This is a genomic window from Trueperaceae bacterium, assembly GCA_036381035.1.
GTDB lineage: Bacteria > Deinococcota > Deinococci > Deinococcales > Trueperaceae > DASRWD01.
This window is the reverse complement of record DASVDQ010000031.1, coordinates 1-22,592: the sequence shown is the minus strand read 5'-3', so window position 1 is coordinate 22,592 and position 22,592 is coordinate 1. Positions and strand designations below refer to the sequence as shown.

12 protein-coding genes are annotated in these 22,592 nt (G+C 74.3%); 3 read left to right on the top strand and 9 right to left on the bottom strand.

The window, feature by feature from the left end; genetic code table 11:
* From VF202_05285 to VF202_05275, 3 genes are all read left to right on the top strand, one after another.
* Positions 1-1,174 (top strand): nitrous oxide reductase family maturation protein NosD (locus VF202_05285; GenBank protein HEX7039506.1); only part of this gene is annotated, 1,174 nt, incomplete at its 5' end.
* Positions 1,153-1,926: an ABC transporter ATP-binding protein gene (locus VF202_05280; GenBank protein HEX7039505.1), complete on the top strand. Its 774-nt coding sequence runs from the start codon at positions 1,153-1,155 to the stop codon at positions 1,924-1,926. The genes VF202_05285 and VF202_05280, both read left to right, overlap by 22 nt.
* The gene (locus VF202_05275) at positions 1,923-2,714 is read left to right on the top strand and encodes an ABC transporter permease subunit (GenBank protein HEX7039504.1); all 792 of its coding nucleotides are present in this window, start codon (positions 1,923-1,925) and stop codon (positions 2,712-2,714) included. The genes VF202_05280 and VF202_05275 overlap by 4 nt, the downstream gene beginning before the upstream one ends.
* A gap of 72 nt (positions 2,715-2,786) precedes the next feature.
* On the opposite strand, the gene VF202_05270 is transcribed toward VF202_05275, so the two are convergent.
* From VF202_05270 to VF202_05230, 9 genes are all read right to left on the bottom strand, one after another.
* Positions 2,787-3,710, bottom strand: coding sequence for a TlpA disulfide reductase family protein (locus VF202_05270; GenBank protein HEX7039503.1), 924 nt, complete (start codon positions 3,708-3,710; stop codon positions 2,787-2,789).
* 93 nt (positions 3,711-3,803) lie between these two features.
* Positions 3,804-4,679, bottom strand: a complete 876-nt coding sequence (locus VF202_05265; GenBank protein ID HEX7039502.1) for a helix-turn-helix domain-containing protein — start codon at positions 4,677-4,679, stop codon at positions 3,804-3,806.
* A 124-nt stretch (positions 4,680-4,803) separates the two neighbouring features.
* Complete coding sequence (locus tag VF202_05260; protein HEX7039501.1) at positions 4,804-5,124, bottom strand: VOC family protein; 321 nt, start codon at positions 5,122-5,124, stop codon at positions 4,804-4,806.
* The gene (locus VF202_05255; protein ID HEX7039500.1) at positions 5,121-6,011 is read right to left on the bottom strand and encodes an NmrA family NAD(P)-binding protein; all 891 of its coding nucleotides are present in this window, start codon (positions 6,009-6,011) and stop codon (positions 5,121-5,123) included. The genes VF202_05260 and VF202_05255 overlap by 4 nt, the downstream gene beginning before the upstream one ends.
* 190 nt (positions 6,012-6,201) lie before the next feature.
* Positions 6,202-11,538, bottom strand: coding sequence for an SdrD B-like domain-containing protein (locus VF202_05250; protein ID HEX7039499.1), 5,337 nt, complete (start codon positions 11,536-11,538; stop codon positions 6,202-6,204).
* Positions 11,535-16,304, bottom strand: a complete 4,770-nt coding sequence (locus VF202_05245) for a hypothetical protein (protein ID HEX7039498.1) — start codon at positions 16,302-16,304, stop codon at positions 11,535-11,537. Before VF202_05245 ends, VF202_05250 begins: the two co-directional genes overlap by 4 nt.
* Entirely contained in the window at positions 16,301-19,066 is a 2,766-nt protein-coding gene (locus VF202_05240; GenBank protein HEX7039497.1) for a hypothetical protein, read from the bottom strand. The genes VF202_05245 and VF202_05240 overlap by 4 nt, the downstream gene beginning before the upstream one ends.
* Before the next feature lie 91 nt (positions 19,067-19,157).
* A complete protein-coding gene (locus tag VF202_05235; protein ID HEX7039496.1) occupies positions 19,158-21,770 on the bottom strand; it encodes a hypothetical protein in 2,613 nt (870 codons plus the stop codon).
* A 2-nt stretch (positions 21,771-21,772) separates the two neighbouring features.
* Positions 21,773-22,204 carry a hypothetical protein gene (locus tag VF202_05230; protein ID HEX7039495.1) on the bottom strand — a complete coding sequence of 144 codons (432 nt, stop codon included), beginning with the start codon at positions 22,202-22,204 and terminating at the stop codon, positions 21,773-21,775.
* Positions 22,205-22,592 lie beyond the last annotated feature (388 nt).

The window sequence follows — 22,592 nt, the reverse complement described above, 5'->3', positions numbered from 1 at the left end:
CGGCTGCGCGCACTCCTCGATAACCGACGCCCTCGCGGCCGCCGAGGACGGCGACACGGTCCTCGTGCGCGCCGGCACCTACCGCGAGGGGCCGCTGGTCGTCGACAAGCGGGTCTCCCTGGTGGGCGATGGCTGGCCGGTCCTCGACGGCGAGCTGAAGCACCAGGTCCTCACGATCGCCGCCGACCGCGTGGAGGTGCGCGGCCTCGTGCTGCGCGACTCCGGGCGCAGCCACGTCAGGGAGGTCGCCGCCATCGCCGTGGGCGAGGTGGGCGGCTGCGTGATCGAGGGCAACCGCGTCGAGAACGCGTTCTTCGGCATCTACCTGGCGAAGGCGACCGCCTGCGAGGTCAGGGGCAACGTGCTGACGGGCGCGGCGGAGTCCGAGGCGTACTCCGGCAACGCCATACACGTCTGGAACGGCTACGACGTCGTCATCGCGGGCAACACCGTCACGGGCCACCGCGACGGCATCTACCTGGAGTTCGCGCGCGGCGCCGAGGTGCGCGACAACGTCAGCGAGCGCAACCTCCGCTACGGGCTCCACTTCATGTACTCGAACGACTCCGAGTTCACGGGTAACGTCTTCCGCGACAACGGCGCCGGCGTGGCCGTCATGTACTCGAAGAACATCGCGATGCTCGGCAACGAGTTCCGCGACAACAGGGGCGCCGCCGCCTACGGGCTGCTCCTCAAGGAGATCGACGACTCGCTGGTGTCCGGCAACCTCTTCGCCGACAACTCGGCCGCCGTCTACTTCGACGGCTCGAACCGCACCGAGCTGAGCCACAACGAGTTCCTCCGCAACGGCTACGCGCTGCGCGTGCTCTCGAACTCGATGGGGTCGGTGGTCCGCCACAACAACTTCATCGGCAACACGTTCGACGTGACCACGAACGCCGACAGGTCGTACAACTCCTTCGACCAGAACTACTGGGACCAGTACCAGGGCTACGACCTCGACAGGGACGGCGTCGGCGACGTCCCCTACCGGCCCGTCAGGCTGTTCGCGCTGACGGCTGAGGCATACCCGCAGGCGCTGGTCTTGCTCCGCAGCCCGCTGTCGCAGGCCATGGACTACGCCGAGCGCCTCCTGCCCGTCCTGACGCCCAAGGCGATCGAGGACGACAGGCCGCTCATGGGGAGGATCAGATGGTCGTCGTCGACTCCCTGAGCAAGAGCTTCGGCCGGCTCGAGGTCCTCAGGGGCGTCTCGGCCGAGTTCCGACCCGGCCTCGTGACGGCCGTCGTGGGGCCGAACGCCGCGGGCAAGACGACGCTCCTGAAGTGCGTGCTGGGGCTGGTGCGTCCCGACTCCGGGACCGTGACGATAAGCGGACGCCTGGTGGACGGCGACCCGGCGGTGCGCGCCCGCGTGGGGTACATGCCGCAGGAGGCGCGCTTCCCCGACAACCTCAGGGTGCGCGAGCTCCTCGAGCTGGTGCAGGACCTGCGCGGGGAGCGTTCCCCTGCTCTCGACGAGCTCGTCGACCTCTTCGACCTGCGCGAGCACCTCGGCAAGCCCCTGAGCGCGTTGTCGGGCGGGACGAGGCAGAAGGCCAGCGCCGCGCTCACGTTCGCGTTCGCGCCGCGCGTGCTGGTGCTCGACGAACCGAGCGCCGGCCTCGACCCCGTGGCCAGCAGCCGCCTCAAGGACCGCATCCTCCTCGAGCGCGAGAGGGGCGCCACCGTGCTGCTGACGTCTCACGTCATGAGCGAGCTGGAGGAGCTGGCCGACGAGGTCCTGTTCCTGCTCGACGGCAGCGTGAGGTACCGGGGGACCCTCGACTCGCTCCGGGCGTCGACGGGCGAGCCGCGGCTCGAGCGCGCGCTGGCGCGCTTGATGGGCGGCGGAGCGGCCGTCTCCACGAGCGGCCCGGGCCGCGTCGACCCGCGCGCCGGCCAGCCGGAGGAGGCGGTCGCGTGAGCACGTCCCTGAAGGTCATGAAGTACGCGTTCTTCGACCTGCTGCGGAGCCGCTGGCTCGTCGCCTACACGCTGTTCTTCGCCGTCGCCACGGCGGGACTCCTGTGGTTCGGCGACGACCCGGTCCAGGCGGCCCTGTCGTCGCTGAACCTCGTGCTGCTCGTGATCCCGCTGGTGGCGCTGATGCTGGGGATGAACCACTGCTACTACACGCGCGACTACGTGCAGCTGATCCTCACCCAGCCGGTGTCGCGTCCGGCGGTGTACCTGGGTCAGTTCGTGGGCGTGGCGGCGCCCCTGGCCGGAGCGTTCGTGGTGGGCACCGGCGTGCCCTACGTCGCCTACTCGTTCGCGGCCCCGGTGCAGGTGGCGATGCTGACGAGCCTGCTCGCGGCCGGCGCCGCCGTGAGCGTCGTCTTCACGGGCCTGGCGTTCTGGCTCGGCATGGCCAACGAGGAGCGCGCGCGGGCGCTGGGCGTCGCGCTGGGCGTGTGGCTCCTGATGAGCATCGTCTACGACGGGCTCGTCCTGTTCTTCATCGTGGTCGGCCAGGCGTACCCGATCGAGTCCGCGGTCATGGGGCTGACGCTGCTCAACCCCATCGACCTGTCGCGCGTGCTGGTGCTGCTGCGCCTCGACACCGCCGCGCTCCTCGGCTACACCGGCGCGCTGTTCGGGAGGTTCCTGGGCTCGGCGGGCGGCACCGCTCTCGCCGTGGGCGCGCTGCTGGCCTGGATGGCCGTGCCGGCGTGGCTCGGCCTGCGGGCCTTCAGGGCCAAGGACCTCTAGGGCTCCCTCGGGTCTCCCCTCTCTCCGCCTGGGCGCTCCCCGGCGCGCCGACGCCTGCCCCCTACCATCCGCCTACCGCTCCCCGCGCCTGAGGTCGGCCAGGTAGTTGACCACCAGCACCGACGACAGCTCGCCCGCGTGCGTGAGCACGTGGTTCCCCTCGGCGTCGAAGAACAACGTGGTGGGCAGGCCGATGGTGCCGAACTCGCCGGAGAGGCTCGCGTTCGCGTCCAGCACGACGTCAGGCAGCTCCAGCTCCTGGCGTTCGGCCAGGTAGGCCAGGACGGCCTCGCGCGACTCCGCCTGGTCGGCGAAGACGAAGCGTACGTCGGGGTAGGTGCGCGCCGCCGACGCCAGCATCGGCAGCTCGCGGCGGCACGGCGGGCACCACGTGGCCCACATGTTGATCACGACCGGCTGTCCCCGCAGCGACGCGAGGTCGAGCTCGCCGCCCTCTAGCCTCTCGAGCACGAGGCCTGGCAGGCGACGCGCCTGCTGCTCGGCGGGGGTGAGCAGCGCCGGGACCCCGAGCCAGGCTCCGAGAGCGAGGACCGCCGACAGCGCGACCGCGCCCACGGCCACTCTCCGCCTGGCCACCGACCACGCGGCTGTCAACGCTCCGGCGCCGACTCCCCACCACGGCGAGAACCCGCCCTGCCAGAACTGGAGCACCTCGAGCGGCCGGGCGACGAAGGCGCCCAGGTTCTCGAGGACGAAGCCGAGGCGGGCGCCCACCAGGACGGCCAGCGCGGCGTTCCACGCCCAGGCGGCGGAGGGAGGCGCAGTTTCGAGCCCCTCCGCGGGAAGAGCGGGCTCCTCCTCTCCGGGAGCGGCCACCTCACCATGTCCGGCTCGCGCGCGATGCTCCGCCCCGCGCGCGACCAGCCTGCCCCGCCACGCCGCCACCTCGGCAGCGAGCACCAGCACTACCAGGCCGAGCGCCGCGTAGAACCTCGGCGCGCCGAGCACGAAGGGGCCTAACTGGTAGGCCGACACGCTCGAGTCTAGCGCCGGCCGGCGCGCGGCTTCCGGCCACTGGGCGCGGGTCAGGCGACCCCGGGCGCACGGCTTCCGGCCGCTGGGCGCGGGTCAGGCGACCTCGGGCCCCCCGGCTCGGCCGCCCTGCGCTGGCGCGCTGGGCTCGCCCTCCACGACCGCACGGATCGCTTCCGCGAAGCGGGCGAGGTCGCCGTGGAAGCGGATGCCCCGCTCCTGCTCGTCCGTGATCGGCCCGACGATGACGCGCGAGGAGCGCAGCACCGCGCCCGACTCGGTGGGCTCGACGGAGTTGGTCGTGTCCATGATCGTGCCGGGATGGAGGCGGCTGCGCACGGTGATGCGCCGCGGCGGGTCCCACTCCAGGACCGTGCCGTAGAAGTGGCCCGCGCCGTCGCCCCAGTCCTCGTACTGCACGCCGCCGACGCGCGGCTCGAGGACGATCCGCTTCACGCGGTCCTCGCCGTAGGTGTAGGGGAACCACTTCAGCACCTCGTCCGGGTCCGTCAGCGCCCGGAACACGCGCTCGGGCGGGGCGGCGAAGCGCAGCTCGCTCTCGAGGCGCAGGACCTTGACCGTCTCCGTGGCCGTCGACATGTGCTCCTCCTCCAGGTGGCTGCGCAGCGCCGTGAGCTCGCCGGCCGCGGCGTCCGCGTAGCGGTTCACCCAACGCTCGTAGAACCCGCGCAGGGCGGCGGCGTTGACGTGGTTGTAGCGGTGGCGCCCCCGGCGCTCGACGACGACGATGCCCGCCTCGGTGAGCACCCCGAGGTGCTGCATGACCGCGAAGCGCGAGAGGTCGGGCAGGCGGTCCGCCAGCTCGCCGGTGGTCCTCGGTCCGGCGGCGAGCTCGTCGAGGATCGCGCGGCGCCACGGGCTCGCGAACGCCCGCCAGAACGCGTCGTCGTCCTCGGGGCGCGGTGCGGCCCGTCGCGGGGCCGGGCGCTCCGTCGTCGCCACCGCCGACATGTGACATTCATATCACATGTCGGCTGGGCTCGTCGCCGGTCATCCGTCGGGCCCGTCGCCGGCGCGTCCGGGGCCCGGCCAGCGCCCGTCCGAGGTCGCGGCGTCGTGGAGTCCCGCGCCTACCTCAGGGACCGGTGACGAAGCAGACCCCGTTCCCGTCGGGGTCGACGACCATGAGGTCGGAGCCTCCCCAGGCCTCTCTCCCCAGCTTCTTGGCGAAGTCGACGCCCGCCTCCACGTACTCGGCGTAGAGCGCCTTGACGTCGTCGACCTCCACGTAGGCGGCGACCAGCGACCCCTCCTCGGAGGCGGGCCCCAGCGCGGCCGGGTCGTGCACGAAGCGCGGGTGGATGGTCGCGGCGCCGCGCGACACCGAGCCGTAGAAGGGCGGCACGCCGTGCAGGAAGTCGACTGTGAAGCCGAGGCCGTCGCGGTAGCGGCTCAGCTCGGCGTCGGAGCCGTAGCTGCCGCGGCGAACCGCCCGTGGAGCCAGCGCTCCACCGTCAGCGCGCCGGGGTGGAGCGCCAGCGTCGGCGTCACGTCGAGGTCGAGGTCGGCCGTCCTCAGCCAGCGCCACATGGCCGTGAGGTCCCGGCCCGCCATGCGCTCGAACAGCCACACCGGCACGCGGAAGCTCCGCGGCGCCCGGCCAGTCGCCGACGCGTAGAGCGCGCGGCACTCCTCGACCGACCTGACGTCGCCGGCCAGCGCGACGTCCCTCCCCACGAACGAGCCGGGGTCGGCGAAGGCCTTCGCCGCGATGACGCCGAGGTCGTCGGCGGCCAGCCAGGGGATCCTCGTGTCCGGCCCCGCGAGGTTGGGCATCGTGTGCCAGGTCGACAGCGCCGGGTAGAAGTCGGCGTCGGTCATCAGCTCCATGAGCGCCATGGGCCTGAGGACGGTGAGCGGCAGGCCGCGCGAGAGCATGGCCTCCTTGATGCGGACCTTCGACTCCCACTGGCCCACGCCCGTGCCCGACCTGCCGACGCCGGCCGAGCCGTAGACGACGTGGCCGACGCCGGCCTCCGCCGCGGCCTCCGCCACGTTCATGCCCTGGCGCAGTTCGGCCTCGAGGCCGCTCTTCATGGGGTTCTGGACGTTGAAGACGCCGCTCGCCCCCGCGAACGCCTGCCTGAGCGCGGCGCGGTCCTCCATGTCGGCCCTCACGACCTGGGCGCCGGCTTCCGCCAACGCCCGCGCCTTGGGACCCTCGGGCTTGCGGGTTACGGCCCGCACCTGCCAGCCCTCCGCGAGGAGGTGCCTGGAGGTGGCGCCGCCGAGGCGACCCGTCGCGCCCAGGACGGCGATCGTGCCCCTGCCGGGAGAGCTCATACGACCTCCCTGACGCCCCCGCCGGCGCGCCGGGGGTGCGCGCGGGGGCTGCGCCCGCACGTGGTCGAAGTGAAGGCTGTGGGCCTTGCGGTGACTCTAGCGCCCGGCCTCGCCGTCGGCCCCCGGTGAAGGAACCGCGGCGCGACCATCTCGACGGTCGCGCCGCGGCGGGAAGGAGAGGTAGCGGGGCCTAGAGGATCCGCACGCGGTAGACGAGGGTGCCGCCCTCGCCCGGCCGCAGCGCGGGGCGCGGCGCGCCGGAGCCGTCCGGCGCCGGCCTGAGCTCGAGCGAGCACGTCGCGGCGAGGTCGACGGCGATCGCGGGGCCTGTCAGGGTGAGGTCGACCGACGAGCCGTCGGGGCACACCAGGACCGCCGCGCCCGCGTCCTCGATCACCTCGGTGGGACCGTGCACGACGGCCCTGAGGACGACGTCGAACACGTCGGCGGTGCCGATGTTCGCGTAGCTGACGCGGTACTCGAGCACGTCGCCGGGCGCGCCCTCGAAGCGGGTCGAGAACGCCCCGCCCTCGGCCACGTTGCGGCCCTCCTTGGCGATCGCCAGGCGTCCGGGGCCGACCACCTCCGTCTCCACCGTCGCGGCGGACATGTCGAAGGCGACCTGGTTCGCCCACTGCAGGGCCGCGGTGACGGTGGCGACGTCAGAGGTGCCCTCGCCCGTGCCGGCGTCGGCGTGCGCCTCGAGCCTGAGGGCGCAGTCGGCCAGGCGGCCGTCATCGCGCGGCCAGCTCGGGCCCACGGACACCGCCGCGCCCTCCCCGACGGCGACCTCGCCCGTCAGGCCGACGCAGGCGGCGTCGAGGAACAGGCGGTACGCGAGCCTGCCGGGCGGCACGTCGAACGTGACCTGGCCCTCGGTGCCCGGGCGGTACCTGAGAAGGTAGGAGCGGACGCCCGGCGCCGACACCTGGCCTTGCGACAGCGCCGGGGTCAGCGCGGAGGCCGGCACGACGCCGAAGTCGTGGCGGTAGTCGGCGCCGCCGGCGGCGGTGAAGACGACGAGGTATGCCGGCCCGGAGTCGGCCAGGACCGCGGCGGTGCCGTCGAAGCGGCCCGTGGCGGTCGTCCCCTCGTGCGTGAGGGTGACGGGTCCGGCCGCGACGAAGAGCTCGTAGGAGCCGTCAGGGCCCGTCGTGGTGATGGCGAGGCCGCCGGGGTGCGCGGCGCTGACCCTCACGCCGGCCACGCCCACCTCGCCCCCGTCCTGCACGCCGTCGTTCGCCGCGCCCCCGCCCAGGCCGTCGTCGCGGAAGAGCACGCCCGCGATCCGCGCGCCGGCGTGGTAGCCGACGTCGAGGCCCTCCACGACCCCGGACGGCGCCAGGGTCACGGGCAGGCGGTTCGAGCCGACGGCGACGTGGCCGGACGGGTCGTCCACGACGACCTCGTAGGCGCCGGCGGGCGCGCCGATGAAGCGGTAGCGTCCGGCGGCGTCCGTGACCACGCTCGTGCCGGCGCCCTCGAGCGTGACGGCGACGCCCGCGAGGCCGGCCTCGCCGGCGCCCATGACGCCGCTGAGGTCGGCGTCGACGAACACGTGCCCCTCGACGAGGCTGGCCTGGTAGTAGAGGACGTCGCCGCTGACCAGGGGGTCTTCGGGGTAGGCGACGCCGAAGCGCTCCCGGTACGTCACGCCCCCGTTCTGGTCGTTCAGGGGCGACTCGGTGTAGACGCGCACGCGCCCGCCGTTGGAGGCGAGGGCGGCGGGCCCGGCCTGGTTCGTCCACGACCCGGCGGCGAGGGTGACGTCGCCGTCGGCGGTGACGGCGCCGCCGGCGAGCACCCGGACCTCGCCGTCCGCGGCGAGGAGCGTCACGTCGCGCGCGCCCGCGTCGAGGCCGGCCGCGACGACCACGTCAGCGGCGGAGTCGACGACGAGCGCGGCGCCCGCCGGCAGCAGCGCCAGGCTGCCGCCTGCGCGGACGTCGAGGCTCACGTCGCCCGCGTACTCGTCGGGCTCGAGGGCGCCGTCGGCGAGCGCCGGGTGGTCGGCGGACATGGTGTAGCGGCCCGGTCCGGGGTCGGTCTCGAGGTAGACGCTGCCGGCGGGCAGGGCGGTGAAGCCGGCCAGCGAGGCCGTGCCGTTGGGCGTGACGACCTCGACCGCGCCGCTGGCGCCGGAGCCGAGGACCGCGTGGACCTCGGTGTCGGAGACGACCTCGAAGGAGTAGGCGTCGACGCCGCCGAACCTCACGGCGGTGGCGCCGGTGAGGTTGACGCCCGAGATGACGACAGGCGTGCCGGTGGCCGCGGTCGCGGGGTCGAAGCTCGTGATCGTGGGCGGCACGCCCTGCCCCGTGAGGGCGATGACGAGCGGCGCGGCCATGTCGCCACCTTGCAGGACGAGCTCGCCCGTGCGGGTCCCGCCCGCGGTCGGGTGGAAGGTCACGCTGAGGACCGTGCCGTCCCCCACGCCCCCGACGGTCGTCCCGCCGTTCACGAGGAAGTCGCCGGTGACAGTGGCGGTGAGGTCTCCGGTGAGGCGCTGGCCGCTGACTGACACGGTCTGCGCCGTCGAGGCGGACCCGACGTTGACGTCGCCGAGGTCGAGCGCCCGCGTGCTCGTGGCCACGGCGCGGGAGCCCAGGTCGTCGAAGAGGAACGTCGGGTCCCACGAGTCCGCGGAGATGGCGAACGCGTTCCAGTCGTTGGGGTCGTCCACGCCCGCCTGGCCGAGGCCGAGGTCGAGCTCCGCCTCGAGCTGCAGCCACTCGTTCCCGGGCGTGCCGATGTCGCGGTAGCTCACGTGGGCGACGCCGCCCGGCAGGCCGCGGTCGATGACGACCTGGAAGCGCGCGAGCCTGTCGGCCAGTTCGGGCCGGTCCGCGGACACGAGCTTGCCGGGCCTGGAGAGCCAGACCTCGTCCTGGACGAAGGTGAGCGCGAGCCCCTGCTCGTCTTGTTGGAGGGTGCCGTCGCCGTCGGCGTCGCGGCCGAGCGCGAACCCGCCTCCCCCGGTCGGGACTAGCATCTCGAACTCGACGACGGTGACCTGGCCCGCGGGGACGTCGGGCAGGGACCAGTTGGCGTTGTCGACGCGGTAGGCGCGACCCCCGACGCCCGGCCCGCCGAAGGGGAAGCGTGCGGCGCGGCTGCCGTCATGCCCCGGCACCGCCGTGTTCTGGCTGCCGCCGTCGAGCGGCGCGGTGACCCCGGGGACGAGGACCTGCATGCCGTAGCTGCTGCCCCCGATGGGCGCGGTGGTCCAGCCGTCGACGCCGTCGAGCCTGCCGATGGGCAGGTAGTCGAACGTGTAGGCCTCGGGCTGCTCGAACGCGAACCCGGCCAGCTCGGCCTCCCCGTACGAGGTGGTCACCTCGACAGGGCCGCTCGAGCCGTAGGCGACGGTCGCCTCGACGGTGGTGTCGTCCACGACCGTGAAGTCGAAGGCGGGCACGCCGCCGAAGCTCACCTCGGTCGTGCCGGTGAGGTTCGAGCCCGTGATCGTCACGGTCTCGCCCTGCCCGGCGCTCGTCGGGGAGAACGAGGTCAGCTCGGGGCCGAACAGGAGCTCGACGGTCTTCGAGGCCGTGAGCTGGTCGATGGCGTCGGCCTCGGCAGGCGAGCCGTACTCGACGACGTAGCCTGCGATGTTGGAGTTCGAGTTCGGGTAGTCGTTCCACTTGCCGCTCTCGAGGAAGTGGGCGAAGTTCTCGCCGTTCGCGCAGCCGCCGCTGAAGTCGTTGGGCTCGCCGGCGTCCCAGTTGACGTACGCGCCGCCTACGGCGGTGCCGCCGCTGCCGCACGAGTTGGGGCCGGTCGCGTTGTAGCCGTTCTGGTGGAAGAACACGGTGCCCGCCTCGGGCCCGGCGACCCAGCGCCACACCTTGTCGTCGCCGTCGTCGCTGGCGCCCATCCAGCCCTGTCCCTGGAGCTTCGCGGCCACGAAGGCGTTCTCCTCGGCCGACGTGACCGTCACCAGGTAGCCCTGCAGACCGTAGACGCCGGCGGGGTAGCCGGCGGAGCCGTAGGAGCTCATGGCCTCGGCGCGGGCGTGGGCGTCGGTCCAGGTGATGGCGGGGGCGGTGACGAACTCGTAGAAGTGCCCGGAGTAGGCCAGGTAGAGCGCCTCGCCCGCGAGGTTGAAGGTGATCGTGCGCGGCGCGTCGCTGGCCTGGCTGGCCGTGGAGAACGTGACGCCGCGCAGCACCTCCTGGTACTGGGCGGCGGTCGCGGTGCCGGTGAGCGTGAGGACGCCCGTCGCGGCGTTGAAGCTGCCGGTCACGCCGTGCAGCGGCGTGAAGGCGAGCGTGTCGCCCGGCGTGAAGCCCGACTCGATGCTCACGGTGGCGCCGTGCACGTCGTCGTCGGAGACGGTGAGGCCGGGGTCGACGACCACGGGCCCGAGGGCGGGGCTGAACGCGCTGCTCCCCGCGCTCGTCGTGACGCTCGGGCTCGACGGGGGCGCGGCCGTGGTGAACGCCACCTCGTCGCCGTAGGCCGTGCCGTTCATGTTGGTGGCGTAGGCCCTCACGTAGTAGGTGGTCTCGGCCTGGAGCCCGGTGAGGTCGCTGGCGAAGCTCCCGGCCCCGGCGGCGGCGCCGAGGTCGGTCTTCGTCGCCAGGTTCACCGTCGGGTTGGGGCTCGTGCTCCACACGTGGCCGTGGGCCGTGACGGCGGTGGCGCCCGGGTCGGTGATCGTGCCCGCCACGGTGGCGCTGACGGCGGTCACCGCGCTGACGGCGCCCGTGTCCACCAGGGCGTCGGGCTGCACCATCGGCGGCGGCGCGTCGTCGGAAGGCGGGATCGGGGCGAAGGGGGTCCCGTCCTTGAGGGTGGTCCCGCTCGCCTCGTCGACGAAGAGGTACGGGGGGTATGCAGTGTCATCGAGGTTGAACACGACCAGCGCGAGGCGGTACGTGCCGGCGGCGCGCGCCTCGAAGCTGACGGTCTGCCAGCCCGTGCTGCCGTAGCTGCCGGTGACGTAGTTGCCGCCGGTGACGGTCACGCCCAGGAGCCTCAGGTCGCCGACCTCGCCGTCGATCAGGGGCAGGGCCGCAGGGTTCGTGAGGTTCGAGAAGAGGACGAACGACCCGTCGTTGAAGGGGTCGTAGTCCGTGGCGACGTAGTTCCAGGCCAGCGTGAACGTGTCGCCGGCGTCCAGGTCGACCGAGCGGTAGACGTAGGCGTAGTCGGTGGTGTTGGGGAAGATGCCGGTCAGGTAGCTCTGGGTCGCCGCCGGCAGCCCCAGCTCCGCCCACGCCTGGGCCCTGGTGGGAGCGCCGTTCGGCGTGAGCCTGAGCATGCTGCCCGCGCCGCTGTACGGGGCGACCGTCCAGTCCGACTGGTCTGTCGCGACGGTGGTGGTCCCGATCGTGGTGGCCGAGCCCGCGGTTGTCCAGCCGGTCAGGCCGTCCTCGAAGCCCGGGTTCGTGAACGACTGCGCCAGCGCGGCGGCTGCGAGCCACGAGGCCAGCAGGGCGAGCGCGACGGCGAGCGGGCGGGCCCTCACGACCGGCCCGCGGCGGCGAAGGTCGGCGCCAGAGCGGCGTTCCTGGCGTCTCATCGGTTGCCTCCGAACACGTCGAGCCGCACGTACCAGCCGCCGCGGCTCTCGGGGGTGAGCCCCGCGCTGTCGCCGAACGAGTAGCCGGCGGCGACGGCGGTGCTGTCGTCGATGCGGTAGGAGCCCTCGAGGCCCCAGACGAACGCGGACGCGCCGCCGAACGGCTGGACGACGTAGAAGCCGTTAGCGCCGAGCCCCACGTGCTCGAGCGGGTAGGCGGTGACGCCGGTCCCGAGCTGGACCGTCACGCCCGCGAGGTCGGCCAAGAGGACGCGGTAGGCGGCGCTGGGCCGCACCTGCAGCCACGCGTTCGGCCGGTACGCGAAGGCGGTCTCGCCCTCGACCGAGGGCTCGTCGTCCGCCACCAGGCGGTGGTAGGTCGTCACGTAGAGGGCCCTGCCGTCGTAGGCGTAGGCCAGGTCGAGGGTGCCCGTGAGCTCGGGCAGGACCTGGAAGTCGCCGGCGAGGCGGAGCGTGTGGTCGGGGGCGGGGCTGCCGGTGACGCCGAAGCGCGTGACCAGCTTCGACGTGCCGTCGACGACGGCGAGCTCGACCGCGCCGCTGGCCTGGAGCCTCTCGACGGCGTAGCGCGCCGCGGCGCCGACGGAGAAGCGGTTCGTGCCGTCAGCGAAGGAGCGGGCGTAGCTGCCGCTGAGGTCGAGCGAGAGCGCGTCGGTGATGGCCAGCGGGGTCTCGACCCCGAACCGGAGGCGGTTGCCCTCGCCGCTCGCGGTCGGGAGCTCGTAGGTGACGGCGGCCGTGGCGGGGCCGAGGGCCTGGGCCAGCTCGAGCCGGCCGCTCACGTCGCCGCCCCAGACGGCGTTCACGCCGGCGCGCAGGTCGGTGCCGCCGGCGAGGGACAGGCCCGCGCTGAGCTCGCTGCGCGCCTGCCTGTCGGCGGTGAACGGCTGCCGGTGCTCGACGGCGACCGACAAGGTCTCGCCGTCGTACCCGGCGCGGGCCAGCGCCTCCGCCGCGTTCGCCTGCCAGTCCCAGCCGACGCCGAGGCCGGCCACGAGCGCGTCGATGGCGTGCTCGTAGACGAGGCCGGTGACGTCGCGGCCCGGCGTGCGGTCGTGCTCCAGGGCGGCCGTCCCGAGGGCGCCCGGGATGTCGTAGGCGACCCTGGCGGAGCCGGTGAGGCCGCGGCCGGCGTCCGTGGCCAGGTCGGCGGTCGCGCTCCACGGGCCCTCGCTCGGCGCGTACGCGACCTCGGCGTGGGCGTGCAGCTCGCCCTCGAGGGTGGCACTGCCGCGCACGAGCCAGTCCGCGTCCTGCAGGTAGACGGTCGCCTCGAACCTGTCCGACGCGTCCCCGGAGCGGGGGCTCGTCCTCAGGTAGCTCACGTCGATGCCGAACCCGCCCACGTGGTAGCCGGCCTCGGCGCCGAGGCGGTACTCGGCTCCCGCGTCGGTAACGACGCGCGCGCCGCCGAGGGACGCCGTGAACGGGCCGGACCCGTAGCTCAGCCCAGCGCCGAACGCCGGCTCGTCGCGCGCCGCGTCGCGGGGCGCGTAGCGCACGACCAGGCGCTTCTCGTCGAGCGCGTCGGTCGTCGGCAGCAGGGGCCGGGCCAGGGTGATCGCGCCGACCGTGGTGTCGAGCGTGTAGTCGCGTCCCGCGACCAGCGCGGTCTCGTCGAGCACCGTGCCGTCCTTCGTCTGGACGCGCACGAGGACGGTCTCCCCGCCGGAGCGCGGCACGTGCCCGAGCCGGTCGCGGCGGGTGCCGTCGGGGACGATGACCTCTTCTATCAGCGTCGCGGACGCCAGGCCCGCGAAGCCCTCGAGCCGCAGGCCCTCGGCTACCTCGGCGTCGACGCCGAGCGCGGTGATCCTGGCCGGCGCGCCGGCGGCGGGCGCCGCGTGGTCGCCGTAGCCGTAGGCGACCTCCAGGCCCGGCTCCGTGTAGCGGAAGGCGATGGCGTCCTCGGAGGCGAGCGTCGGACGCGCCGCCGTCTCGGCGCCGAGCACGGGGTAGCGGTCGTCTGGCGCGCGGGGCGCCAGGCCGCTCTCGCCGGTCGGCTGGCCCGCGGCGGGCGCGCGAGCGCGTCCGTCGATGGCGAGCTGCAGCAGGCCGCGCTCGGTCGGCAGCTCGGCGTAGGCCTCGGCGGCGCCGGCGAGGTAGCTGACGCCCTCGGAGACCCCGAAGGTCGCCGAGCCGTGGAAGTGGTAGAGGGCCTCGCGCGTCGGCACCGCGAGCACGCGGGTCGTGGCCGTGAGCGTCTCGTAGCGCGCCGTGACCTCGATCTCGCGCGCGGTGAGGAGCGGCGCGAACTCGGCGACGGCGTGCCCGTCCCGCAGGAGCACCTGGTAGCCGGGCAGCTCGGGGAAGGCGTCGGCAGCGGTGGGCTCGAGGTCGGTCTCGAGCGTCAGGGGACCGAAGCCGGTGGGGATGCCGTTCGCGTCGGCGGCGGCGAACGTGACGCGGACCGGCGTGCGTCCGTTCGATACCGCTTCGACCGACGTCACCTCGAGCCAGGCGGGTCGCCCGGCGAGGAAGACCTCCACGCTGTCGGTCGTCTCCCCGACACGGGCCTCGATGGTGTTCGCTCCCGGCCGGAGCGTGATCGCGTAGTACTCGACGCGCTGCGTGCCGTCGGCCGCGTCGGTCTGGATGAGCCCGACGCTCTCGCGCCCGACCGCCCGGCCGTTCACCATGACCTCGGGCAGCTCGCCGGTGGCGGGGCCGACCACGACGATGCGGACGCGGTCGATGTCGCGGAAGCGCGTGCCGTCCGCGGGCTCGGCGATGAGGCCTTCCGGCGCGCCGGCGACGTCAGGCCCGCCGGCGGCCGCCTCGCGGCTCGCGTCGCGCTGGCCGCTGGCCGCCTCGCGGCTGGCGTCGCGCTGGCCGCTGGCCTCGTGGCTGGCCTCGCGCCGGTCGCTCTGCGGGGACCGCGTGGTGGACGCGGCGTCGGGCAGGTCGGCGAGGCCGACGTCGCCGACGAGCCTGACCTCTCGGTCGTCGTAGACCGCGGTCAGCTCGGGGGCGGGCGGCTCGGCGGGGAGGTCCTCGGCGACGAGCGCCCGGTAGGTGAGCTCTCCCGCGTCGGCTTCCAGCAGCCAGTAGGCGCGCCCGTCGGCGTCGACGACGGGGTCTGGGACCGGCTCGCCGTCGAGCGAGGAGCTGCCGGCGACGACCGTAGCGCCGGGCACGGCGTGGCGGATCAGGACGCTGTCGGCGCCCTCGGCGGCGAACGGGACGCGCACGGTGACGGTGCGGACGGGCACGAGCCGCGGCTTCGTCGTCACCGCGGTCGTGGCGGTGGCCGCGACCGGGGTGCCCTCGTGCAGCAGCGACAGCGTGTGCCGCGCCGTGCCGGCCTCGGCGGCGCTGACCTCGAACGTGAGCGTGCGCCGCTCGCGCGGGGCGAGCTCGAGCGTCGCCTCGGCGTCGTCCCGCAGGTCGGCGCCCTCGGACGCGCGGCGCACCAGCAGCGAGAGCGGTCGGTCGAGGGGGTTCTCCACGGTGGCGGCGATCGTCGTGGCGTCTCCCGCGACGCCCAGCGCCTCGTCGTCGGCGGCGAGGCCGACCAGGGCGCGCTCCACGGGTGTCGCGACGGCGGTGGTCACGTCGGCGTAGCGCAGCTCGGCCACGGCGGCGCCGGCGGACGCGGGACCGTAGAGGACGCGCGCCTCGTACGCGTGGACCGCCTCGGCGCCGGGCTCGAGGACGCCCTGGAAGGTGAGGGCGGACGCGTCGCCGAGCGGCTCGAGCCACTCCGGCGGGCGCGCGGTGAGCGTGTAGGCCGTGCTCGCCTCGCCGGCGTTCGTCACGGTGAGGGTCACGGCGACGACCTCGCCGGGCACGAGGCGTTCGTGAGCGAGGGTCTGGCCGACGCTGACGTTCGCCTGGAGCGCGCGCAGCGCGACCTCGGCCTCGGCGACGGTGCGTCCCGCGGCGGAGAGGTAGGGCCGCAGCACCAGGCGCCCCTCCGCGTCGGGGACGACGACCGGGAGGAGGACCGTGCGGCGCTCGCCGGGCGCGAGGTGCAGGTCGACGGCTGCGGGCGCGGGCAGGCCCGCGGCCTCGCGCAGGGCGAGCACGGCGTCGCCGGCCTCGCCGCCCAGGTTCGCGACCTCGACGGGAAGGAGGACCTCGCTGCCCGCGGCGCCCGTGAGCTCGGAGGCGAGCGCGCGCAGCTCGAACGTGGCGGGCCGGGCGTCGGCGAGGTGCGCCTGCGCCGTCGCGCCCCACGGCTCGAGCGTGGCGACGGCGGTGTCGTCGCCGGGGCTCTCGGCGCGGAGGTGCACGTCGAGCGTCAGGGGGACGCCGGCGCCGAGGCCGCCGAGCACTCTGGTGGCGCCCTCGGCGCGCCAGCCCGCCGGCACCGCGACGCTGATCGTGCCGGGGAAGATCGCGGGGAAGTCGGTGGTGGCGCGGGCGCGGAGGACGGCCCGTCCGCCTGCTGGCGCCTCGACGGTCTCGAGGGTCAGCGCGACGACGGGCCTGACGAGGAAGGTGACCTCGGCGCGCTCGCCGTCCGCGACGGTCACCTCGCCGGGTCCCTCGACCGCGGCGCCGGCGACCTCGACGGTCAGCGGGTAGGTGCCCGGCGCGAGAGCGACCTCGGCAGCGCCGTCTTCTCCCAGGTCGACGCTCTCCGCGCCGACCTGGACGGTGAGGCTCACGGGCTGGGCCGGCTCGACCCCGGCGAGGCGCGCGCTCATCGCGAGCGTGCCCTCGGCCGCGGCGGCCGCGCCGCACAGCAGCAGGAGCATGGTGGCGAGGACGACCAGGGACGTCCTGGCTCGGGCGGTCACGGGTACCTCCAGGTGACGCTCGGCACGGCGTCTGTAGCGGTCCCGCCCGCCGAGAAGCTGATGACCGTGGTCCCCTCGAGACGCTCGATCGTCCTCGTCCACTCGCTGCCGTCGGCCAGACGGTCGGTGACGACCACGCCGTCGAGCGGCTCGGTGGTGGTGAGCTCGAGGCGGACGACGTCGCCGTCCGGCCCCGGGACGACCTCGCGGGTGACGGTCAGCGGACCCAGCTCGAGGGTCGCGGTCAGGGCGGCGGTCGCGCTGCCCGTCGGCGCCGCGGCGGCGACGTCCTGGACGGTCACGCCCCGTACCGCCACCAGGTAGCGGTAGGGGCTGAGCGCGTTCGGTGCTGGCAGGGGCTCGAAGGGCAGCGAGCCGGGGTCGATGAGCAGGCCGTGCGTGCCGACGGGCACGCCGCGGAAGGCGTAGCGGCCGCGGTCGTCGGTGAGCGCCTGCGCCCCGCCGCCGAGGACCAGGCGCACGCCGGCGAGGGGCTGGTCGGCGCCTCCGGTGAAGCCCTCCAGGCCGTCGAGCTCGAGGTAGACGCGGCCCACGAGGACGCCGCCGTCGCGCTCGAACACGCCGGGGTCGAGGCGCAGCGCGGCCGTGGCGACGGCGCTCTCGACCGCCGCCCCCTGGGCGCTGTCGCCCCTGGCGACGGTCCTGTTGACCAGCTCGAGGGGCGCGGTCGGCAGGACGCGCGCGCGGTACGTCACGGTGAGGCTCTCGCCGCCCGCGAGGGGCAGGCCGCTCCAGGTGAGCGCGTCGCCGTCGTGCTGGAAGCTCCCGGCGGCGCTCGCGGTCGCCCAGGTCTCCCCTGCGCCGTCGGCCGCGTCGAGGAGCTCCACGCCGTCGGCCAGCCGCTCCTCGATGGTCACGTCGAGGGACGAGTCCGAGGCGTTCGTGACGCGGAGCGTGTAGGTGATGGCGTCGCCGTAGGTGACTCCGCTCTGGGGCGCCACCGTGGTCTCGAGCAGCAGGGCGCTCGACCAGGTGGCGTGGCGGACCGTGCTGCTGAGGACGGGGTCGGGCAGCTCCTGAGCGGTGACCGCGAAGCGGTTGGTGATCACCGTGTCGTCGGCGGCCGCGCGGGAGACCCGCGTCTCGAGCCGCACGGTCGCGCTCTCGCCGGGCGCCAGCGTGCCCAGGTCCCACCTGGCCACGTGGGTCGAGCGCGTGTAGTCGTCGCTGCCGGACACGAAGGAGACGTCGGGGTCGAGGTCGTCGCGGACCCTGAGCCCGTTCAAGGGGAAGTCGAAGGCGTTGCGGATCGTCAGCGTGTAGGCGATGCGCGCGCCCGGCCTCACGGTGCCGGTCGGGTCGGCCGCGTGCGTGAGGACCAGCCCGTCGGCGGGGGCGACCGAGGCGACCTCGACGCTGGCCGCGGCGCTCTCGCCGGTCGCGTCGCTGTCGGCGTTCACGGTGACGGTGAAAGGCTCCGCGGTGGGCGCGAGCGCCTCGACGCAGGCCGCCAGGTCCATGGCGGCGCCCGGCGCGAGGGCCACGGTCGCCGGCAGCGGCAGGCCGCCGGCCGCCTGCAGGGCGACGCTCACTTCTACGGGCGTGGGCGAGACGGCGGGCGCGAGCCGGTAGGTGTCGGCCGCGGTGCCCTCGTTCGTCAGCCTGAAGGGCACGCAGCGCGGCTGGCCCTCGACGAGGTCGACGGCGCCTTGCCCGACGCGTTCGAGCGCGTGGGCGTGGGTCGCAGCCACCTCGAGGTAGCCGACCGTGCGCACCGGCTCGGGCTCGTCGGCGGAGCTGCCGGTGACGACGACCGGGAAGATGCCGGGCACGGGCTCCTCTGGGCCGACGAGCTCGAGGCGCAGGGCGGCCGCCTCGTCGGGATCGAGCGTGGGGAGGTCGATCTTCAGCGCGGTCGGTGGGCCGCTCGGCAGGGACGGCGCTGGCACCCAGCCGCCTGTCGTCGGGTCCTCGTAGAGGAGCAGGCCCTTGCCGGCCTCTACCTCGTCGAGGTCGACGAGGAAGCCGGCGCCCACGAGGTCGACCAGGTCGACCTCCAGCTCGGCGCCGATCGCGAGGCCGCCGCCGTAGTTGGCTAGGGTGGCGACGATGCGGTAGCGGGAGGCGCCGAAGGGGTCGGGGCCCGCCTCGGTGAGCGCGACCTGCACGCGCAGCGCGGCCGCGAGGGGCTCGCGCGCCTCGACGCTGGCGTAGGCGTCGTTGGAGGGCAGGTCGCCGCAGTCGGCGGTGGGCGTGAGGGTGACGGCGCCGAGCGCGCCCGCCGGGGGCGTGACGGCCAGGACGAGGCGGGCGTGGCCGCCGGCGTCGAGGCTCACCGCGTCGACGAGCTCCTCGTTGGGGTCCACCAGCCCGTTGGCGTTGGCGTCGAGGTAGTGGTCGACGGCTGCGGGCGTCCAGGCCCCGCCGTCGGCGACGCTGTGGCCGAGGGCGAAGGTCGCCTGGGCGTTGCCCTGGTTCGTGAGAACGTAGGTCAGATAGGCGGTCGAGGGAGGCACCACCGCGGCCTGCTGGCCGGGCGCCTGCGCGGGGGCGGCCGGGCCGAGCCCGGGCCGGCAGACGGCCTGGACGACCGTGTCCACGCGGTTGGAGGGCACGACCTCCTCACCGTCGATGGTGGCCTGGGCCTGGTTGCTGATCACGGTGCCCGCGGGGGTGGGCGCCGCCAGCGCGCCGCCGCCGGCGAGGGCGAGGGCGGCCAGCGACCCCATGGCGAGCCGGACCAGGACGCCCGGGGCGTTCCTCGCGGGCGCGGCGGCCCCGATGTCGAGAGGCTGTGACAACTTCGAGCTCCTCAGTTCCTTCCGGCGGGTCTGCACCGTGCCGGCGGGCCGGCGCGCCCCGCCCGCGTGTGGCGGGGCGCGCCGGGGACCGTCAGTCGACCTGGGTCACCAGTCGGACGGTCACGCGGCCGGCGACGGGGATCGTGTCGCTGGAGTCGATGTCGCCGTCGCCATCGCGGTCGAACGCCACGTAGACGGACTCGCCGGTCTGCAGCGTCGCGATGGGCGTGGCGGACCAGGTGGCGCCGTCGGTCGAGAAGAGGGCGGTGCCGGCGAACGTGGCCTCGGCCTCGACGCTCACGAACGTCGTGAACGGGGGCAGCGGGTCGGTGATGACGACCTGCCTGAGCGGCGCGGTGCCGAGGTTGTCCCCGGTGATCGTGTAGACGAGGTAGTCGCCGGGCTCGGCTTCCGCGGCCGTGGCGTCGAGCTCCGTGGTGCAGGCCGCGTCGGCGCAGGTCACGCCGCCCAAGCTCAGCCTGAGCTCGCCGCCGATCACGTCGACGGTGTCGGTGACGGTGGCCGAGGTCGTCCCGAGCGCGCCGTAGTCGAGCGTCGCGGTGGCGACCACGTTGAGGCGCCGCCCGATCGGCTCGCCGGACGGCACGGTGAGGCGCACGGCCACGTCCGCGCTCTGGCCGGGCGCCAGCGCCAGGCCCGCGACGGCGTCGGCGAAGGCGCCGCCGTTCACGGAGAACTGGACCGTGCAGCCGGTGCACGTGCCCACGACGGCGGGGACGGAGGCGGTGGCGGTGGTGTTGCCGGTGTTGCGCAGGACGTGCGCGAGGTCGATCACGCCGGGGCTGGTCACGGTCGCGGCGCGGTTCGGGCCGAACGAGACGCCCGAGCGGTGGTCGACGAGGACCTCGGCGGTGACCTCCTGGCCGACGGTGGCGTCGCTGGCGCTCTCGGCGCGGAAGGTCACGTCGCGGCCGCCCGCCTCGGCGGCGCTGGTGGCGCCGGCGGGGATGGTCACGACGGCGGTCACGCAGGTCGCCTCGCCCGCCGCGAGGATGCCGGTGTTCGAGATGGGCGCGCCGGCCATGTCGGCGCCGCAGCCGGCGTAGAAGGTCACGGTGGAACCGGGGCCGAACTCGTTCACGACGGTGGAGAGCGCGAAGGAGTCGGGGTTGTACGGGCCGTTGACGATGTTCAGGTCGAACGTCACGGTGCCGCCCGCCTCGCCGGAGGCCGACGACGGGGAGACGCTGCCGCCGACCGAGAAGCCGGACTCGACCGCGCCGACCGTGTCGGTCGTGGCGTCGGTCGCCGCGGGGCGGCTCACGGAGGTGCTCGTGAGCGTGATCGTGGTGGCCGTGGCGGTGACGCCGTCGGCCGGGACGTTGCACCTCACGACGACCTCGGCGGTGGCGAGCGGGGCGACGGGGCCGACGGTCGACGCCGGGGTCGCGCCGTCGGCGGCGTAGGTGCCGCAGGTCCAGCCGGCCGGCATGCCGCTCAGGGAGAGGGCGAAGGAGTCGGGCGCGTTGCCGGCGTTGCGGATCGTGTTGCGAAACGAGACGCGGTTGCCGGCGTGGGCGAGGGCGATCGCCTGGGAGTCGGCGGCGCGGCTGATGGTGTGGCCGTCGTAGGCGTAGTCGCCCGTGACGAGGCCGAACGGGCCGGCCTGGACGTGGTAGGCGGCCGCGACCGTGTGCTGGACGGTGTTGCTGCTGGCCGTCTCGTTCGCCCCGCCGGCGGAAGTGGCGTAGACGACGCGGCCTGAGCTCTGGTAGGTGTCGCCGGCCAGCGGGTCGCCGGCCTGGGTGGGGGCGCTGGCGTCTCCGGGCACGGCCAGGGTGTAGCGCAGCTCGTACGCCGAGCCCTGGACGAAGAAGCCGCCCGTGCCCTGGAGGAGCAGGGCGACCTGCTCGACGTCGCTGCCGGGCGTGGTGGACCAGGCGGACCCGTCGAAGTAGTAGAGCTGGCCCGCGCCGGCGCCGCCCGAGAAGTCGGCCGTCACGAGCTCGAGGCCCGCCGGCACGGTGGCCGCGACGAGGATGCCGTCGATGCCGAGTCCGAGGGGGTCCGTGGCCGCGAACGCGTCGAACGCGCCGATGTTGCCGCCGCTCAGGACGAGGTCGATCGTCTGGCCGGACGTGACCGAACCGGCCGGGGTCGCGAGCAGGAAGCTCGAGAGCACGGCGGCGTCGCTGACGACGACGCGGGCCACCGCGGTGGCGGACGTCGTGGCGTCGTGGCTGACGGACACGTGGACCTCGGCCTCGTCCCCACCGGCGGCCGACGCCGGGATCGCGGCGCTGACGACCACGCAAGCGCCGGCGTCGGCGGCCAGGGTGAGCGAGGAGACCACGGGCTCGCCGGCGTCGCGGCGGCCGTTGCAGTTGGCGTCCCCGACGATCGTGAACGTCGGCGTGATGTCGCCGGCCGTGTTCTCGGCCGTGAGGGAGAAGGTGTCGGTGCCGTTACCCGTGTTCTTCACGGTGACGGCCAGGTCGACGCTGCTGCCGGGCAGGCCCGTGCGCGTCTGGCCGGGGTCGCCGGGGAGGCCGCTGGGCGTCACGGCGACGCCGTAGACCTGCTGGACGACGGTGACGACCATGTTCGAGGTCGTCGTGCGCACCTGGTTGGCGGCGTCGAGGTAGGTGGCCGACGCCTGCGCCTCGATGAGGCTGCCAGCCGGCGCAGCGAGGCTGGTCGCGAGCAGCAGGGCTGCGGCGAGGGTGACGAGTCGACGATGCATGTTCAGGGGACCTCCGTGCGGATGACGAGCAGGTACGTGGTGGCGGGAAGGAGCTGTGGGAGCGTCAGGCGGACGTGGGTGATCTCGCTCGCCGGGACGGGGACCCAGCGGCTGACCTCTTCCCCGTCGACGAGCTGGGTGACCTGCCGCATGAGCGGCGCGGCGCCGAACGTGAGCCCGCCGTCGGCGCTGAACGTGACCCGCGCCGCCGGGAGCTCCACGGGGTCGCCCTCGGTCGCCACGGCCCGTGCGCTGGTGGACCCGTCGACGTAGACGGTGCCCGCGGGCACGGGCAGGTCGAGCGCGACGCTCGGCACCGGCTCGCCGGTCGCGTTCTTGGCCTCGAGCCGCCACTCGATGACGTCGCCCGGCCGCGTCACGACCGCGGGCGCGAACGTCTCGACCGGGCCGTCGTCCGTCTGCCGGACCGTCACGCGGTAGCCGACGAGGTCGAGGACGACGGGGTCCGTTGTCGGCGGCTGCGCTTGCGCCTGTTGCTCGGGCTGCGGTGGTACGGGCGGTTGGGCCGGGGCCTGCGCGGGCGGTTGGGCAGGGGCCTGGGCGGGCGGTTGGGCCGGGGCCTGGGCCTGCGCGGCCGCGACGAACGCTGCTACGAGCAGCGCGCGAACCGTGGTCGCGAGTCGAGCCCCGACGCCGGCGGACGTTAAGGTCTTTCTGGCTTCTCTGTCAGTCACTGATCCCCCAGGGTCGATTGGGTTCGGTTCATGGCCAATCGCCCCTGGGGGCTGCCGTCCATGGCACCGGCGGTGAACCGTATATGCGGGGCTCTTACGGGAATCTCACGTTGCCGTGTGGGACGGT

Excerpts from the sequence above, each read along its gene's own strand:
- VF202_05280 (HEX7039505.1), top strand. The coding sequence starts at position 1,153 with ATGGTCGTCGTCGACTCCCTGAGCAAGAGCTTCGGCCGGCTCGAGGTC.
- VF202_05265 (HEX7039502.1), bottom strand. The coding sequence starts at position 4,679 with ATGTCGGCGGTGGCGACGACGGAGCGCCCGGCCCCGCGACGGGCCGCA.
- VF202_05255 (HEX7039500.1), bottom strand. The coding sequence starts at position 6,011 with ATGAGCTCTCCCGGCAGGGGCACGATCGCCGTCCTGGGCGCGACGGGT.
- VF202_05250 (HEX7039499.1), bottom strand. The coding sequence starts at position 11,538 with ATGAGACGCCAGGAACGCCGCTCTGGCGCCGACCTTCGCCGCCGCGGG.
- VF202_05235 (HEX7039496.1), bottom strand. The coding sequence starts at position 21,770 with ATGCATCGTCGACTCGTCACCCTCGCCGCAGCCCTGCTGCTCGCGACC.